Source organism: Nonomuraea candida (assembly GCF_000725485.1).
GTDB classification, from domain to species: domain Bacteria; phylum Actinomycetota; class Actinomycetes; order Streptosporangiales; family Streptosporangiaceae; genus Nonomuraea; species Nonomuraea candida.
The window spans coordinates 190774-206140 of sequence record NZ_JOAG01000019.1 but is presented as its reverse complement, the minus strand read 5'-3'; the positions used below and the strand labels follow the sequence as shown (position 1 = coordinate 206140).

General features: G+C 70.6%; 15 protein-coding genes. 9 read left to right on the top strand and 6 right to left on the bottom strand.

The window, feature by feature from the left end; genetic code table 11:
* Nucleotides 1-29 precede the first annotated feature (29 nt).
* Nucleotides 30-1271, bottom strand: a complete 1242-nt coding sequence (locus IO39_RS20070; protein ID WP_043625151.1) for an AAA family ATPase — start codon at nt 1269-1271, stop codon at nt 30-32.
* Between the two features lie 176 nt (nt 1272-1447).
* Between IO39_RS20070 and lipB the strand changes: the two genes are divergently transcribed.
* Together lipB and IO39_RS20060 are read left to right on the top strand one after the other, a co-directional pair.
* A complete protein-coding gene (gene lipB, locus IO39_RS20065; protein WP_052423099.1) occupies nt 1448-2086 on the top strand; it encodes a lipoyl(octanoyl) transferase LipB in 639 nt (212 codons plus the stop codon).
* Nucleotides 2087-2363: 277 nt separating this feature from the next.
* Complete coding sequence (locus tag IO39_RS20060; protein ID WP_052423098.1) at nt 2364-3869, top strand: alpha/beta fold hydrolase; 1506 nt, start codon at nt 2364-2366, stop codon at nt 3867-3869.
* Nucleotides 3870-3919: 50 nt separating this feature from the next.
* Here IO39_RS20060 and IO39_RS20055 read toward each other — a convergent pair whose 3' ends face one another.
* Both IO39_RS20055 and IO39_RS20050 read right to left on the bottom strand, forming a co-directional pair.
* The gene (locus IO39_RS20055; RefSeq protein ID WP_043625149.1) at nt 3920-5455 is read right to left on the bottom strand and encodes an amino acid permease; all 1536 of its coding nucleotides are present in this window, start codon (nt 5453-5455) and stop codon (nt 3920-3922) included.
* A 290-nt stretch (nt 5456-5745) separates the two neighbouring features.
* On the bottom strand, nt 5746-6291 hold the full coding sequence (locus tag IO39_RS20050; RefSeq protein ID WP_043625146.1) for a type 1 glutamine amidotransferase domain-containing protein: 546 nt from the start codon (nt 6289-6291) through the stop codon (nt 5746-5748).
* A 121-nt stretch (nt 6292-6412) separates the two neighbouring features.
* On the opposite strand from IO39_RS20050, the gene IO39_RS59420 reads away from it, so the two are divergent.
* The gene (locus IO39_RS59420) at nt 6413-6733 is read left to right on the top strand and encodes a cation transporter (protein ID WP_043625143.1); all 321 of its coding nucleotides are present in this window, start codon (nt 6413-6415) and stop codon (nt 6731-6733) included.
* Between the two features lie 159 nt (nt 6734-6892).
* Here the strand turns inward: IO39_RS59420 and IO39_RS20040 are convergent, their stop codons facing one another.
* Together IO39_RS20040 and IO39_RS20035 are read right to left on the bottom strand one after the other, a co-directional pair.
* Nucleotides 6893-7270, bottom strand: a complete 378-nt coding sequence (locus tag IO39_RS20040) for a VOC family protein (RefSeq protein ID WP_043625139.1) — start codon at nt 7268-7270, stop codon at nt 6893-6895.
* Nucleotides 7271-7463: 193 nt separating this feature from the next.
* Complete coding sequence (locus IO39_RS20035; protein ID WP_043625136.1) at nt 7464-8171, bottom strand: SDR family NAD(P)-dependent oxidoreductase; 708 nt, start codon at nt 8169-8171, stop codon at nt 7464-7466.
* Nucleotides 8172-8272: 101 nt separating this feature from the next.
* On the opposite strand from IO39_RS20035, the gene IO39_RS20030 reads away from it, so the two are divergent.
* A complete protein-coding gene (locus IO39_RS20030) occupies nt 8273-9106 on the top strand; it encodes a helix-turn-helix transcriptional regulator (RefSeq protein WP_043625133.1) in 834 nt (277 codons plus the stop codon).
* Here IO39_RS20030 and IO39_RS20025 read toward each other — a convergent pair.
* Complete coding sequence (locus IO39_RS20025) at nt 9062-9439, bottom strand: ribosomal maturation YjgA family protein (RefSeq protein ID WP_063765308.1); 378 nt, start codon at nt 9437-9439, stop codon at nt 9062-9064. The genes IO39_RS20030 and IO39_RS20025 overlap by 45 nt on opposite strands.
* A gap of 147 nt (nt 9440-9586) precedes the next feature.
* Here IO39_RS20025 and IO39_RS20020 point away from each other — a divergent pair, with 147 nt between their 5' ends.
* The 5 genes from IO39_RS20020 to IO39_RS20000 are packed head-to-tail and all read left to right on the top strand — an operon-like array spanning nt 9587 to nt 15348.
* On the top strand, nt 9587-11401 hold the full coding sequence (locus IO39_RS20020) for an ABC transporter substrate-binding protein (protein WP_043625130.1): 1815 nt from the start codon (nt 9587-9589) through the stop codon (nt 11399-11401).
* Nucleotides 11398-12453 carry an ABC transporter permease gene (locus IO39_RS20015; RefSeq protein WP_043625127.1) on the top strand — a complete coding sequence of 352 codons (1056 nt, stop codon included), beginning with the start codon at nt 11398-11400 and terminating at the stop codon, nt 12451-12453. The genes IO39_RS20020 and IO39_RS20015 overlap by 4 nt, the downstream gene beginning before the upstream one ends.
* Complete coding sequence (locus IO39_RS20010) at nt 12450-13331, top strand: ABC transporter permease (protein WP_043625124.1); 882 nt, start codon at nt 12450-12452, stop codon at nt 13329-13331. The genes IO39_RS20015 and IO39_RS20010 overlap by 4 nt, the downstream gene beginning before the upstream one ends.
* Before the next feature lie 47 nt (nt 13332-13378).
* Nucleotides 13379-14347 carry an ABC transporter ATP-binding protein gene (locus IO39_RS20005; RefSeq protein ID WP_043625395.1) on the top strand — a complete coding sequence of 323 codons (969 nt, stop codon included), beginning with the start codon at nt 13379-13381 and terminating at the stop codon, nt 14345-14347.
* Nucleotides 14344-15348: an ABC transporter ATP-binding protein gene (locus tag IO39_RS20000; protein ID WP_052423096.1), complete on the top strand. Its 1005-nt coding sequence runs from the start codon at nt 14344-14346 to the stop codon at nt 15346-15348. The genes IO39_RS20005 and IO39_RS20000 overlap by 4 nt, the downstream gene beginning before the upstream one ends.
* Nucleotides 15349-15367: the final 19 nt, after the last annotated feature.

Below are 15367 nucleotides of genomic sequence, written 5' to 3'. Positions count from 1 at the left end.
GGTTCCGCCGGGTGCACCGCGCTTGGGCATCAGGCGTGCCCCTCCGTCCCGTATTCGATGAGCGTCTCGGCGATCTCGCCGACGGTCAGGGTCGGGACGCCTCCGTAGGCGCCCGCGAGGTAGTTGCGGTCGAGGGCTTCGGTCTTGCGGGGACGGGCATCGGTCAAGGGGTAGATTCTGGAGATCCCGGCCGGACTCTTGACGGTGATGCGCACCTGATCGCGTTCGAGGGGCTGGATGATGTGCGCACGACCCAGCAGGCTCACGTCATGGAGCGTGCATACGAGTTGGGCGTTGTGCGCGTTGGCCACCGGGTCGGCGAACAACCGGAGGACATCCGCGGCGAACAGCGGGTGCAGGCTGGTGTCGAGTTCGTCGACCAGGAGGACCGCCCCCCGGTCGAGAGCGGTGAGGACGGGGCCCACGAACGCGAACCAGGAGCGTGTCCCCATGGACTCCTGCCGCTCGTAGCTCAACGGGACCGGCCCCGCAGGGCCGTTGTGGAGGAGCCGGAGCTCGCCGGACAGGCTGTCGACCTCGGTCCCGACGATGCCGAGATCGGCGACCTTGAGCAGGTCGATGATCCGGGCGCGCTGTCGCGGGTCGTCCAGCATCTTGCGCGTGAAGCTCTGACGTTCCTCGAAGTCCCGGCCGGGGCTGATCCACCAGAGGTTGTGCCTGAACCAGTCATGGATCGGCTTGAGGTGCGGATGGTTGAAAGCGGCGGCCACCGTGAGGAACAGGGCGTTGGGGCGGGTCTGGGAGACCAGGCTCTCCTTCGGCCCTTTCAGCCCTTCGCCCGGGAAGGAGAACGGATCGCCGGAATCGGCGTCGCGTTCGAACCAGACCTGCCGGCGGGCCTGGCCGCCAGGGTAGGCGTGCAACCATTCGGCCTCTACCTGCTCGTCGGACAATTCGAAGCCGTAGACATAGCGGTCACCGTCCAGAACGATGTCCACCTCGAAGAGAGAGGCGTCCGCGCGGGCCGCCGCGTCGAGCTCGTACGGCTCACGGGGGATCTTGTCGAGGGCGGACCAGCCGTGCACGCTGTGCAACACGGCCTGCCGCATCCAGCGGACGGCATGCAGGACGTTCGACTTCCCCGACGCGTTCGACCCGTAGATCGCGGTGGTCGGCAGGTAGGCCAGCTCGGGGTCCTCGGCCAGGCCGGCGGGACGACGCGTTCCCTGGTTGAACTTGCTCGCGGCCAGCCAGACCTCGAACTCGTCACGGAACGACCTGTGGTTGGATCCTCTGAACCGAAGTAGCACGACGAGCCCCCAGACTGATCGACCAATCCATCTTAAGGCCAACTGTGCAGATTTTCTACGCGTATGAGCTTCTGGCGGATGCCAGGTGATCGCCTTGGCCTTGTCGTCGGTGCGGGCGGCCGGGGTGGGGGGACGCCCCGGACGGGTGGGTGGATAAGGCGGCATATCCTCGAAGCATGAGGGCAAGGCCGCTGACGCTCATCCAGGATGAGCTCGTCGACTACGACAAGGCGATGGAGCGCATGACCGACCTGGTCGGGCAGCGCCAACGGGACGAGCGGCCGGACACGCTCTGGCTGCTCAGCCACCCGTCCGTCTACACCATCGGGCGCCGCACCCCGCTCTCCCACCTGCCCGACCCCACGCGTGGCATCCCCGTCGTCGAGACGGGCCGGGGTGGCCAGCTCACCTACCACGGTCCCGGCCAGCTCGTCGGCTACCTGATCGTCAAGCTGGACGAGGGCGAGGGGATCGTCGACTACGTGCGCGAGGTGGAGCTGCGGCTGGTGGAGGCGCTGGGCAAGCTGGGGCTGCCGGCCGAGCGGCGCGACACGCCGCCCGGGTCCGAGCTGCTCACCGGGGTCTGGACCGCCGAGACCGGGCGCAAGATCATCTCCATCGGGATGCGGCAGAGCCGGGGGGTGACCAGCCACGGGTTCGCGCTCAACGTCGACGGTGACCTGACGCCGTGGAACTGGGCCGTGGCCTGCGGGATGCCCGACGTGGACATGACCTCGCTCAAGCGCGAGCTGGGAGACGCCTCGATGGCGGAGGTGCGCGAGGTGGTCGCGGAGGCGTTCGAAGCGGCGCCCTGACGGTCGGCGTGGTGTTCGAAGCGGTGCCCTGGCGGTCGGCGTGGTGTTCGAAGCGGCGCCCTGACGGTCGGCGTGGTGTTCGACGTGGTGCCCTGGCGGTCGACGTGGTGCCCTGACGTTCGCAGTCATTGACGGGATGGAATCTTGTGGTTTCGGCCCGTTCGTTGGGTTGGATAGGCAATGATCCGATCTGGTCGCACGCCCCACGGGGGGATCGACTGAAGATTGGAGCATTGTGCGAAGGAAGTTCTCTTTGCTCGCCGCCGCCTTAGTGGCGATGGCGACACTGTCGTCCGTCTCGACGGCCAACGCGGAGACGCGGGAGGCCGTCACGGGCGGCATCGCATGGGCGCCCTGTGAAGAGGAGCCCAGCGCCGAGTGCGGCAAGCTGACCGTGCCGATCGACTGGTCCAAGCCCGACGGGCCCACCGTCGACATCGCCGTGGCCCGGCGCAAGGCCACCGACCCCGCGGCGCGGATCGGCTCCCTGGTGATCAACCCGGGCGGTCCCGGCGGGTCGGGGGTCGAGGCCGTCTACGGGGCGCCCGGCTCGTACACCGAGGAGCTGCAGCGGCGGTTCGACATCGTCGGCTTCGACCCTCGGGGTGTGGGTCGCAGCAACCCGCTGATCTGCTCGGCCTCGGTCTACAACCAGATGCCGCACACCGTGATGAGGAGCCAGGCCGACTTCGACGCCTGGAACGCCTTCACCAAGAAGCTGCACCAGGACTGCCGGGAGCGCACCGGCCCGCTGTACGACCACGTCGACTCCGTGGACGTCGCCAGGGACATGGACGCCCTGCGCGCCGCGCTCGGTGAGGAGAAGCTCACCTACTACGGCATCTCGTACGGCACCCTGATGGGCCAGATGTACGCCGAGCTGTTCCCGGACCGCGTCAGGGCCCTGGCCCTCGACAGCAACATGGACCACAGCCTCGGCGTCGCGGGCTTCCTCACCACCGAGGCGATCGCCGTCGAGGACGCGTTCGACCAGTTCGTCGGCTGGTGCGAGCAGGACCCGAGCTGCGTCCTGCACGGCAAGGACATCCGCGCGATCTGGAAGGACCTGCTGGCCAAGGCGCGGCGCGGCGAGCTCGTCTACCCGAGCACCGGCCAGAAGATGACCGAGCTGCAGGTCATCTACAACGCCGCGCTGGGCAACGAGGGGCCCGACTGGCGCACGCTCAGCCAGACGATCAACTGGCTGGCCGGCGGGGAGCCGCCGGACTGGGTGCCGCCGCTGCCCGGCCGCGGGCCCGTGGAGGGTGACGTCGCCTACCTGCCGACGGCCATCCTCTGCCAGGACTACAACCTCAAGGTGCGCAACTACGCCGAGTACGCCGCGCTGATGGCCGTCAACAGCAAGTTGGCGCCGGACACGCGGTATCACCCGTACCCGACGGACGATATGCCCATCTGCATGAACTACCCGACCACCAACCCGCCGCACCGGCTCAAGTACACCGGCGACGCCCCGCTGCTGCTCGGCAACTCGCTGCACGACCCGGCCACGCCGTGGATCTGGTCGGCGAACGCCGCCCGCCAGCTCGGGCCGAAGGCCGTGCTGCTCACGTACGAGGGCTGGGGCCACCGCATCTACGGCAAGGACAAGTGCCAGACGGACATCATCGACGAGTACCTGATCTCGGTGAAGGTTCCGCCGCACGGCACCCGCTGCGCCGTGGGCACGCCCGAGGAGAACACGCTCAAGCGTGACTCCCAGTCGCACAAGTGGCCGACGGACCGCCTCAGCTGGGGCGGCCCGGTGACCGCGCTGCGCTGAGGCCGGACCATCGGGTACGGGCCCCGCGCCGGGACCCGTACCCGTGACGGTCAGGCGGCCGGGACCTCGTCGATCGTGCGGCGGGGCCCGGTGAACCAGTGCCGGGCCGACAGGACCCACCACAGGGCGATCCCGATCAGCACCACGCCCACCGCGATGGGCGCGTAGTTGACCGACGTCCAGGTGAAGTCCTCGTTGCCCGGCACGCCGGCCGGCGAGAACGGCATCACGAAGTAGACCGAGACGATGACGATCTCGACGCAGGCGATCCAGCACAGCGCCTTGTACTTCCGGCCCAGCGTCCAGGGGCCGGGCACGAACGCGTCGCCCATCCGCAGCCGGAGCCAGATGGGGATGAGGAAGGCCAGGTAGAGGCCGATGACCGCGATCGAGACGACGGCGTAGAAGGCGACCGGCGTGGTCAGGCCGGCGGGGGCGTAGAGGGCCGGCAGGGTGATCAGCGCGGCCGCGACGCAGCCGGCGATGATCGCGTTGACCGGGGTGCGGTTGCGGTCCACCTTCGACCACAGCCGCCAGCCGGGCACCGCCCCGTCACGCGAGAACGCGTACGTCATCCGCGACATCGACGTCACGCAGCTCATGCCGCAGAAGAACTGGCCGATCGTGGAGATCGCGAAGATGGCGGTGGCGAGCGGGGAGGACAGCGCGGTCTCGAAGATCGCGCCGACGAAGCCGCCCTGCTTGTTGATCTCGTCCACGTTCGTGGCGGCGAACAGGAACGACAGCAGCAGGATCCAGCCGCCGATGGCCGAGTAGAAGATCGACTGCCACAGGCCGCGCGCCGCGCTCCTGGCCGCGCCCTGGGTCTCCTCCGAGACGTGCGCGCAGGCGTCGAAGCCGGTGATCGTGTACTGGGTGAGCAGGAAGCCGAGCGGGAGCACGTACAGCCAGAAGGGCAGCCCGTCGGAGCCGTCGCCGAAGCCCGAGTTGTTGTTCGTGCCGCCGAAGACGAAGCCGAGCGACTGGTGCTCGGACGGGGCGAAGACCAGGATGGCGACCACGATCGCGGCGCCCGCCACGTGCCACCAGACCGAGACGTTCTGCAGCAGCGAGATCAGCCGGTGGCTGTAGACGTTGATCAGGGCGTGCAGCGCCAGCACGATCACGAACAGCAGGAACGCCTGCGGGAGCGTGCCCTCCCAGGCGCCGCCGGTCAGCCGGTTGAGGGTGATGTTGAGGAACGTCGCGCAGCCGTAGTCGACGGACGCGGTGACGGCGATGAGGCCGATCAGGTTGAGCCAGCCGGTGAACCAGCCGTGGATCGGCTTGCCCAGCTTGGCGGCCCACCAGTAGATGCCGCCCGCCGTCGGGTACGCGGAGACCAGCTCCGACATGCAGAACCCGATGATCAGGATGAACACGGAGATCAGCGGCCAGCCCCAGGAGATGGCGATGGGGCCGCCGTTGTTCCAGGCCTGTCCGAAGGTGGTGAAGCAGCCGGCGAGGATGGAGATGATCGAGAAGGAGATGGCGAAGTTGGAGAAGCCGCTCCAGGTGCGGGCCAGCTCCTGCTTGTAACCGAGCTCGGCGAGTCGTTTGGAATCCTCTTCGGGTCCAGCGGTCATTGAGGTCTCCCTGGGGGGCGCGGAGGACGCTCTCTCTTTTGGTCTACGTCTAGACCATTTCTGCCCAGGGGACAAGGCGTTACCGGCGGGTTTCGATGCCGTCAGGCGGGAGGGTGGTCCCCACCGGGACGGAGGAGACCACCGTGAACGCGAGGGACCGCCGCGCCGACCGCCGACCGCCGGACCGCCGGACCGCCGCGCCGGCCGCCGGACCGCCGGACCGCCGGACCGGCGGTCGCCGCAGGCGCATGCTGCCGGGTCGGTGGGGGCCGGCGGCGCCGGTGGCCGGGTCAGTTGCCGAAGGCGTCCATGGCGGCCTGGCAGAACGCCTTGAGGTCGTCCGGCTTGCGGCTGGTGACCAGCGTGTTCGGGCCTTCGGTGTCGACCACGACCTCCTTGTCCACCCAGGTCGCGCCGGCGTTGCGCAGGTCGGTCTGGAGGCTGGGCCAGGACGTCAGCGTACGTCCGCGTACGACGTCCGCCTCGACCAGCGTCCACGGCGCGTGGCAGATGGCGGCCACCGGCTTGCCCGAGTCGAAGAAGGCGCGGGCGAAGCGCACGGCCTGCGGCACCGTACGCAGGAAGTCGGGGTTGGCCACGCCGCCGGGCAGGACGAGGCCGTCGAAGGAGGCCGGGTCGGCGTCGTCCACCGTGTCGTCGACGGCGAACCGGTCCGCCTTGTCCAGGTGGTTGAACCCCTGGACCTGGCCGGGGGCGGTCGAGACCAGCCGGGGCGTGCCGCCCGCCTGCTTGACCGCCTTCCACGGCTCCGTGAGCTCCACCTGCTCGACTCCTTCTGGAGCGACCAGGAAAGCGATGGTCTTGCCGTCCAGCATGGGAACTCTCCCCCTTGGTCCGCGTTTTCCACCCCTCTAACCGCTGGGTGCCGATGTATGCGCGTTTACCCCTGGGGGGTATATAGTGCAGATGGAAGGATCAAGAGTGAGGAGTGAGCCGATGACTGTCGCGACGTATCAGGTCGAGGGCATGACCTGCGGTCACTGCGTCAGCGCCGTGACCGCCGAGGTGGGCAAGGTCGCCGGGGTGAGCGGGGTCGAGGTCGATCTGGCGGCCGGGGCCGTGACCGTGACGAGCGCGGCGCCGATCGACGCCGCGCTGATCGACGCCGCCGTGGTCGAGGCCGGATATGAGCCGGTGGGCCGGGTCACGCCGGCCGGTGAGGCCGCCCCGGCCGGGGGGATCGGGCCGGCCGACGGGATCGAGTTGTTGCCGCAGGCGGGCGGGTCGTCCTGCTGCGGCTCGGGCGCCTGCCACTGACAGCGGCGGCGGCCGCCTTCCGCAGGCGGCGGCAGCCGCCTTCCGCGCCCGCCGCCCGGGCGCCGGGGAGGGCCGCCGCCCGGGCGCCGGGGAGGGCCGCCGCCCGGGCGCCGGGGAGGGCCGCCGCCCGGGCGCCGGGGAGGGCCGCCGGCGGAGGTGTCAGAGGGGGTTGAGGCGGGCCCTGAGCAGGCAGAACTCGTTGCCTTCCGGGTCGACGAGCACGTGCCAGGGCTCCTGCCCGGTCTGGCCGACGTCGGCGGGCCTGGCCCCGATGGACAGGAGGCGTTCGAGCTCGGCGGCCTGGTCGCGGTCGGTGGGGTTGACGTCGATGTGCAGCCGGAGGTTGCCGGTCCTCGGCTCGTCGCTGCGGCTGAGGATGATCGTCGGCTGCGGGCCGCCGAACCCCTCGCGGGGGCCGATCTCGATGCCGTCCTCTTCGCGGTCGAGCTCGACGAAGTCCAGGACCTCGCACCAGAACCGCGCCAGCGCCTCGGGGTCCCGGCACTGGAGCACCAGCTCACTGATACGGCATGCCATCGATGAAACCTACTCTCCGCGTGAGGACCTGCCGGGGGCGCACGGATCTCGCGGGCTCCCGGCAGTGAGAACACTTTCGCGACCGTACCGGGCGGGGCGAGCGGAGGGCGAATCAGTTCCCCGCCCCCCCCCCCCCGCCCCGCCGGCCCCGCCGACCCCACCGGCCGGGGTGGCCGGGGCGGAAGGCCGCTGGTCACCAGGGCAGGGGGCCGTGGGCGGCGAAGTAGCCGCCGGTGGGGCCGTCGGGGCCGACCTGTGCCATCCGTACGATGATCTCCGCGCCCTCCTCGACCGTCTGCGTGCCGGTGTGGTGGTTCAGGTCCGTCGCCGTGTAGCCGGGCTCCACCGCGTTGATCCGCATCTCGGGGAACGCCTTGGCGTACTGCACGGTGATCATGTTCACCGCCGCCTTGGAGGCCGGATAGGCCACCCCGGGGTAGGCGTACGCCGGCGTGCCCTCGGTGGTGGCGACGGTCAGGGAGGCCAGCCCGCTGCTGACGTTCACCACGACGGGCGCGGCCGAGCGCCGCAGCAGCGGCAGGAACGCGTGCGTGACGCGGACCAGGCCGAACACGTTCGTCTCGAAGATCGTGCGCAGGTCGTCGGCGGTCACGTCGGCCGCGCCGATCACGCCGCCGCCGGCCGTGCGTCCCTCGACGCCGGCGTTGTTGACCAGCACGTCCAGCCCGCCGTCCGCCTCGACGGCCTTCGCCGCGGCGGCCACGGAGGCGTCGTCGGTCACGTCGAGGAGGAGCAGCCGCGCGCCCAGCCGCTCGGCGGCGGCCCGGCCGCGGCCTTCGTCGCGGCTGCCGAGGTAGACGGTGTGGCCCGCCGCGATGAGCCGGCGGGCGGTCTCGAAGCCGAGGCCCTTGTTCGCCCCGGTGATCAGTGTCGTCGTCATGACCCCAGCCTGCGGCGACCCGGCGGGCTCAGCCATTCGTCCCGTCTTCCTGGGACCACCAGTGCCAGGTAGGTTCCGGGCGGGAGAGGCACACTGGAGGCATGCGAGAGTTCGGGCAGGCGGTGCGGCGGTTCCGCGACCGCGCGCGGCCGGAGGCGGCCGGGCTGCCCGCCGGCGGGCACCGGCGCGCGGCCGGGCTGCGCCGCGAGGAGCTGGCGATGCTGGCCGGGATCTCGGTCGACTACGTCACCAGGCTCGAACAGGGCCGGGCCACCAACCCGTCGCCCCAGATCGTCGAGGCGCTGGCGCGGGCGTTGCGGCTGGCGCCGGAGGAGCGGGCCTACCTGTTCCGGCTGGCCGGGCTGGTGCCGCCGGGGCCGGAGACGGTGCCGGCGTACATCACGCCGAGCGTGCAGCGGCTGCTCGACCGGCTGACCGGCGCGGCCGTCGGCGTCTATGACGCGGCCTGGACGCTGCTGCTGGCCAACCCGCTCTACGCGGCGCTGCAGGGCGACCCGTCGGGCTGGCGCGGCAACGAGCGCAACGGCGTGTGGCGCAACTTCGTCGGCCCCTGCGGCCGGGTCAGACAGACGCCGGAGGAGCGGCGCAGGTTCGAGGCCTCGCTGGTCTCCGACCTGCGCGCGACCGCCGGGCGCTATCCCGACGACCCGCGGCTGCGGCGGCTGATCGAGGAGCTGCGGGCCGCGAGCGAGCGGTTCGCCGAGTTGTGGGACGCCGGCGCCGTCGGGCAGCAGGAGGCCGGCCGCAAGACCATCGACCATCCGGTGGTGGGGCCTGTGACGCTCGACTGCGACGTGCTCAGCGTGGCGGGCAGCGACCTGCGCATCATGATCTACACGGCCGAGCCCGGCACGGAGGACGCCGAACGGCTAGCCCTGCTCGGCGTCCTCGGCACGCAGGCGATGGCGGGATGACAGCCACGCGGCGTGGGCGGCCAGGCAGGCGACGGCGCCCACGGCGTACCAGAGCAGGTCGGGCGGGTTGAACGTGCTGCCCAGCACCGGCCGCAGGACCTCGGGGATGGTGCCGAGCTGGGCGAACTCGATGATCCAGCTCAGCCCGCACGACACCGCCGCGGCGGCCCGGGGCCGCAGCCTCGGTAGCGCGAACACCGCCACGGCGTAGATCATGGCGGTGTAGAGCGCGTCGCCCGCGTATTTCGGCACGGGGCCGTCCCACAGGGCCCGCACCCCGAGCCCGCACACGACGATGACGACGGCGGTGAGAGCGGTGAGCGTACGGGGCACCAGGTCACCGTAGTGCCATAAGCGCTGAAAATTTACACCGCCTCAGGAAACGAAGATGAAACAATTTTCCGCCACTCGTTGACATGCGGACTCCGTATGGTGTGCCTTTCTCTACACAGGAACCCCCCGCCTGAAGGTGAGGCACTTATGAGGAGATGGTTCGCACGCCTGGCTGCGCTGGGCGTCGCGCTATTAGTGGCCGGTCAAGGCACCACGGCCGCCCTGGCGCAGGACCCCGCGGCGGGGAAGAAGATCATGCGCATCGGTGCGACGCAGGCCATGGACTCGATGAACCCCTTCCTCGCGGTCCGCGTGGTCTCCACGTCGATCCACCGCTGGATGTACGGCTTCCTCACGGTCCCCGACTCCAAGACGCTGCAGCCCAGCCCCGACCTGGCCGAGTCGTGGACCACGTCCGAGGACGGCCTCACGTGGACCTTCAAGATCCGCGCCGCCAAGTGGTCCGACGGCAAGCCGATCACGGCCGAGGACGCGGCCTGGACGTTCAACAAGATCATGACCGACGAGGCCGCCAAGACCGCCAACGGCCCCGCGGTGGAGAACTTCGAGAGCGTCACCGCCAACGGCCAGGACCTGGTGATCAAGCTCAAGTCGCCGCAGGCGTCGATGCTGGAGAACCCGATCCCGATCATGCCCAAGCACGCTTGGGAGTCGGTCACCGACATGACCAACTACGACGCCGAGAAGTACCCGACGGTCAGCAGCGGCCCGTACTTCGCCGTCGAGCACAAGAAGGACCAGTACGTCAAGCTGCAGGCCAACCCCGGCTACTGGCGGGGCAAGCCCAAGGTCGACGAGCTGCAGGTCATCTTCTACGACAACCCGCAGGCCGCGATCGCCGGACTGAAGAAGGGTGACATCGACCTGCTGGGCCGGATGACCCCGCAGGAGTTCGAGGCCATCCAGAACGACCCGAACATCGAGGCGTGGAACACCCAGGGCCGCCGGGCGGCGTACCTGCAGATCAACCACGGCGCCACCACCACCGACGACAAGCCCACCGGCGACGGCCACCCGGCGCTGAAGGACCTCAAGGTGCGCCAGGCCCTGCACCACGCCATCGACAAGCAGAAGCTCGTCGACGAGGTGCAGAACGGCCTGGCCAAGCCCGCCGACGGCTCGATCGTGCCGCCGATGTACAAGGACTTCTTCTGGGAGGCCACCGGCGAGGAGAAGGTCACCTACGACCCGGCCAAGGCCAACCAGATCCTCGACGACGCGGGCTACAAGAAGGGCTCCGACGGCGTCCGTACGATGCCCGACGGCGACCGCAAGCTGGAGTTCCGCTTCACCATCCACACCGAGACGCCGATCGAGGACAAGCTCGCCGAGTACCTGACCGCCTTCTTCAAGGAGGTCGGCATCACGCTGACCACGGTCAAGCTGGACTCCAGCAAGTTCACCGAGGAGACCGGCATCACCGGCAACTTCGACATCGCCATCAGCGGCTGGTCGGTCAACCCCGACCCTGAGGAGGTCATGGCGACCCACCTGTGCAGCCGCAGGCCGGCGCCGGGCGGCGAGGGCGGCGGCACCGAGTCGTTCTTCTGCGACGACACCTTCGAGAAGCTCTACCAGGAGCAGCTCAAGGAGCTCGACCGGCCCAAGCGCATCGACCTGCTCAAGCAGATGCAGGAGCGCCTCTACACGCAGGCCCCGATCATCGCGATCTACTACACCAACGACCTTGAGGGCTACCGCAAGGACCGGATCACCAGCATCACCCCGATCCCCGAGGACAAGGGCCTGCTCTACGGCGGCAGCAGCTACTGGCCGTTCTACACCGTGGACGTCAAGGCCACGGCGGCCAGTGGCGGCGGCGCCGGCGGCGGCTCCAACACCGGCCTCATCGCCGGCGTCGTGGGCGGCGTGGTGGTCATCGGACTGGCGGCCTTCCTCCTGACCAGGCGGCGCAAGAGCACCGCAGACGAACGCGAATGACGACTCCGCTCGAAGCAGCAGAGCCCGCCGCCGCCCAGGCGGCGGGCCCTGGTGAGGAGCGCCCCACCGGTCGCGGCGTGCTGCGGTACGCGCTGTCGAAGCTCGGTGGGGCGCTGTTCGGCATCGCCATGGTGCTCGTCGGCACGTTCTTCGTGTTCCGGCTGCTGCCCGGCGACCCGGTGCGGAACATGGCCCAGGGCCGCAACATGACCCCGGACCAGCTCGACGCCGAGCGCCGGCGGCTCGGCCTGGACAAGCCGCTGATCGACCAGTTCATCGACTTCGTCGGTGACACGCTCAGGCTCGACCTCGGCATGTCGTACGAGTACAAGCGCCCCGTCATCGACCTCATCGGCGAGCGGCTGGGGCCGACGCTGCTGCTGGCCGGCACCGGCCTGGTGATCGCGGTCAGCCTCGGCATCTGGCAGGGCACGCGGGCCGGGTGGCGGCACGGCAGCCGGTTCGACCGGTTCTCCACCGGGGCGTCCCTGCTGCTCTGGTCGGTGCCGACGTTCTGGCTCGGGCTGCTGCTCATGATGGTGTTCGGCGTCGGCATCGGGCCGATCCCGGGCATCCTGCCGTTCCGGGGCATCGAGAGCGTCGACGCGCCCGACGGCTTCGCGTACGTGCTGGACGTGGCCTCCCACATGGTGCTGCCCTGCCTGACGCTGGTGGCCGTGGTCTACGCGCAGTACCTCCTGGTCATGCGCTCGTCGCTGATCGAGGAGGTCAGCCAGGACTACGTCACGGTGGCCCGCGCCAAGGGGCTGCGCGACGACGAGGTGCGCCGCCGCCACGCCGTGCCCAACGCCCTGCTGCCCACGGTGACGCTGGTCTTCATGCGCGTCGGCTTCGTGGTCGGCGGCGCGGTCACCGTCGAGACGATCTACACCTGGCCCGGGCTGGGGCAGTTGTTCTACGCGGCGATCAGCGTGCCGGACTTCACGCTCATGCAGGGCACCTTCCTGCTGATCACGGTGGCCGTGATCGTCATGAACACGCTGGCCGACGTGGTCTACCACATACTCGACCCGAGGGTGAGGTCGGCGTGACCAGTGTCTCCACGGCCCGCAGGCGGCTGGCGCTGAGCCGCTTCTGGGCCGAGTTCCGTCACCACCGCGGCGGCGTGATCGGCCTGGTCGTGCTCGTCGCCGCGGTGCTGCTCGCGCTGGTGGCGCCGCTGTTCATCAGCGAGAACGTGACCAGCGTCATCGAGGGCGTCGGGGAGAAATGGGCGCCGCCGAGCCTGAGCGAGCCGTTCGGCACCGACGAGTCGGGCCGCTCGATCCTGCTGATGGTCTGGTGGGGCTCGCGCACGTCGCTGCTCATCGGCTTCCTCGCCGCGCTGCTCAGCATCGTCATCGGCCTGGTGGTCGGCGTGGCCGCCGGGCACTTCCGCGGCTGGCCGGGCGCCGCCCTGATGCGGGTCACCGACTGGTTCCTGGTGCTGCCCTCGCTGGTCACGGCGCTGGTGCTGGCGGCCGTGCTGGGCGGCAGCACGTTCACGATCATCATGGCCATCGGCATCACGACCTGGCCGGCCACCGCCCGCCTGATCAGGGCCCAGACACTGGCCGTCGAGGCCAGGCCCTACATCGAGCGCTCCAAGGCGCTCGGGGCCGGGCACTGGCACATCACCACCCGGCACGTGCTGCCGAACGTGGCGCCGCTGCTGCTGGCCAGCACCACGCTGGAGGTGGCCAGCGCGATCGTCACCGAGTCCACGCTGGCCTTCCTCGGGGCCAGCTCGAACAAGACCTCGTGGGGGACCATGCTGCGCGCCTCCTACGACTTCGGCGCCGCCAACGAGGGCGCCTGGTGGTACATCCTCATCCCCGGCCTGGCCATCCTCGTCGTCGTCATGGCGTTCACCCTCGTCGGACGCGCCCTGGAGGCCGTGCTCAACCCCCGGCTGAGGAGGGCCGCGTGAGCGAGACGACACAGCAGGCACGGCAGCCCGGGACTCCCGGCGCGGGGCTGCTCGAACTCGACGACGTGTCCGTGACGTACCGCATCGCGGCGGGCGAGGTGCCCGCCGTGCGCGGGGTGTCGCTGACGCTCGGCTCCGGATCGGCGCTCGGCATCGCCGGCGAGTCGGGGTCGGGCAAGTCGACGCTGGCCATGGCGCTCCTGCGGCTGCTGCCGAAGGACGCCCGCATCGGCGGCCGCATCCTGCTCGACGGCGAGGACGTGCTCGCCATGAAGTGGGGCCGCCTGCGCGCCGTGCGCTGGGCCGGGGCCTCGATCGTCTTCCAGGGCGCGCAGCACGGGCTCAACCCCGTGCGCAGGATCGGCGACCAGATCGCCGAGCCGCTGCTCGTGCACGACCTGGCCAGGCCCGAGGCCGCCCGCAAGCGCGTCGCCGAACTGCTCGACCAGGTCGGCCTGCCCGCCTGGCGGGCCCGCAGCTACCCGCACGAGCTATCCGGCGGGCAGCGGCAGCGCGTGATGATCGCGATGGCGCTGGCCTGCGCGCCCAAGCTGATCATCGCCGACGAGCCGACCACCGCGCTCGACGTGATGGTGCAGGCCCAGGTGCTGACCCTGATCAAGGAGCTGGTGGCCGAGCACGGCATCTCGCTGATCATGATCTCGCACGACCTGTCGGTGCTCGCCGACGTCTGCGACCGGCTCGCCGTCATGTACGCCGGCCGCGTCATCGAGCACGGCCCGTCAGCCGAGGTGTTCCACGCCGCCCGCCACCCCTACAGCCGGGCGCTGGCCGCGGCGTTCCCCACCGTGGGCGACCCGGCCTCGCGGATGGCGCCCAGGGGCCTGGGCGGCGACCCGCCCGACCCGATGCGGCTGCCCGGCGGCTGCTCGTTCCACCCGCGCTGCCCCGTCGCCCTCGACGGCTGCGCGTCGCTGGACGTCGAGCTGTGGCCGGCCGGGCCGGACCGTACGGCGGCCTGCGTGCACGTCAGGGAGAAGGAGGAAGCCTCGTGACCGAGACGCAGACCACCGCCGAGGCGGTCGCGACCACCGGGCGCGCCCTGCTGGAGGCCCGCGACCTGCACGTCCAGTTCTCCTCCCGGGGGCGGCGCGCCCGCGCCGTGGACGGCGTGAACCTGGCCGTCGGCGCGGGCGAGATCGTCGCCCTGGTCGGCGAGTCCGGCTGCGGCAAGACCACCCTCGCCCGCACGCTGCTCGGCCTCGAACGCCCCACCTCCGGCGAGGTGCGCTACGGCGGCGCGCCCCTGAGCTACTCCTCCCGGGCGCTGAAGGACTACCGCAGGCAGGTGCAGCTCGTCCTCCAGGACCCGATGGGCTCGCTCAACCCCCGGCACACCGTGTACGAGGCCGTCGCCGAGGGGCCCCGCATCCACGGCCTGCCCGACGAGCGCGAGATCGTGACCACCGCCCTGTCCCGGGCCGGGCTGCGGCCGCCCGACCGGTTCTTCCTGCGTTACCCGCACGAGCTGTCCGGCGGGCAGCGGCAGCGCGTGGTGATCGCGGGCGCGCTGGCGCTCGACCCGAAGGTGCTGATCGCCGACGAGCCGGTGGCCTCGCTGGACGCCTCCGTACGCGGCGAGATCCTGGCCCTGCTGTTGCGGCTGCGCTCGGAGCTGGGGCTGTCGGCGCTGGTCGTCACCCACGACCTGGGCCTGGCCTGGAACATCGCCGACCGGGTGGCCGTGATGTACCTGGGCAGGATCGTCGAGTCGGGGCCGGTGGAGCAGGTGCTGACGGCGCCGCGCCATCCGTACACGCAGGCCCTGATGTCGGTGCTGCCCGAGTCGCCCGAGCGGGTGGTGCTGACCGGCGAGCCGCCGGACCCGACCAGGATCCCCGGCGGGTGCCGCTTCCACGCCCGCTGCCAGGTGCTCGCCTCGGGGCAGGCGGCCGAGGCCGGGGTGGACGCGCGGTGCCGGGGCGAGCTGCTCGACATCCTGCCCGCCGTGCCCGAGGCGCAGACCGCCTGCCACTACGCCGCGACCACCACCTGACGCGCGCCGGCCGCCCGGC

What these genes read in the sequence shown, in the direction of transcription:
- lipB (WP_052423099.1), top strand. Translation starts at nt 1,448, where the DNA reads ATGAGGGCAAGGCCGCTGACGCTCATCCAGGATGAGCTCGTCGACTAC.
- IO39_RS20060 (WP_052423098.1), top strand. Translation starts at nt 2,364, where the DNA reads ATGGCGACACTGTCGTCCGTCTCGACGGCCAACGCGGAGACGCGGGAG.
- IO39_RS20055 (WP_043625149.1), bottom strand. Translation starts at nt 5,455, where the DNA reads ATGACCGCTGGACCCGAAGAGGATTCCAAACGACTCGCCGAGCTCGGT.
- IO39_RS20050 (WP_043625146.1), bottom strand. Translation starts at nt 6,291, where the DNA reads ATGCTGGACGGCAAGACCATCGCTTTCCTGGTCGCTCCAGAAGGAGTC.
- IO39_RS59420 (WP_043625143.1), top strand. Translation starts at nt 6,413, where the DNA reads ATGACTGTCGCGACGTATCAGGTCGAGGGCATGACCTGCGGTCACTGC.
- IO39_RS20040 (WP_043625139.1), bottom strand. Translation starts at nt 7,270, where the DNA reads ATGGCATGCCGTATCAGTGAGCTGGTGCTCCAGTGCCGGGACCCCGAG.
- IO39_RS20035 (WP_043625136.1), bottom strand. Translation starts at nt 8,171, where the DNA reads ATGACGACGACACTGATCACCGGGGCGAACAAGGGCCTCGGCTTCGAG.
- IO39_RS20030 (WP_043625133.1), top strand. Translation starts at nt 8,273, where the DNA reads ATGCGAGAGTTCGGGCAGGCGGTGCGGCGGTTCCGCGACCGCGCGCGG.
- IO39_RS20020 (WP_043625130.1), top strand. Translation starts at nt 9,587, where the DNA reads ATGAGGAGATGGTTCGCACGCCTGGCTGCGCTGGGCGTCGCGCTATTA.
- IO39_RS20015 (WP_043625127.1), top strand. Translation starts at nt 11,398, where the DNA reads ATGACGACTCCGCTCGAAGCAGCAGAGCCCGCCGCCGCCCAGGCGGCG.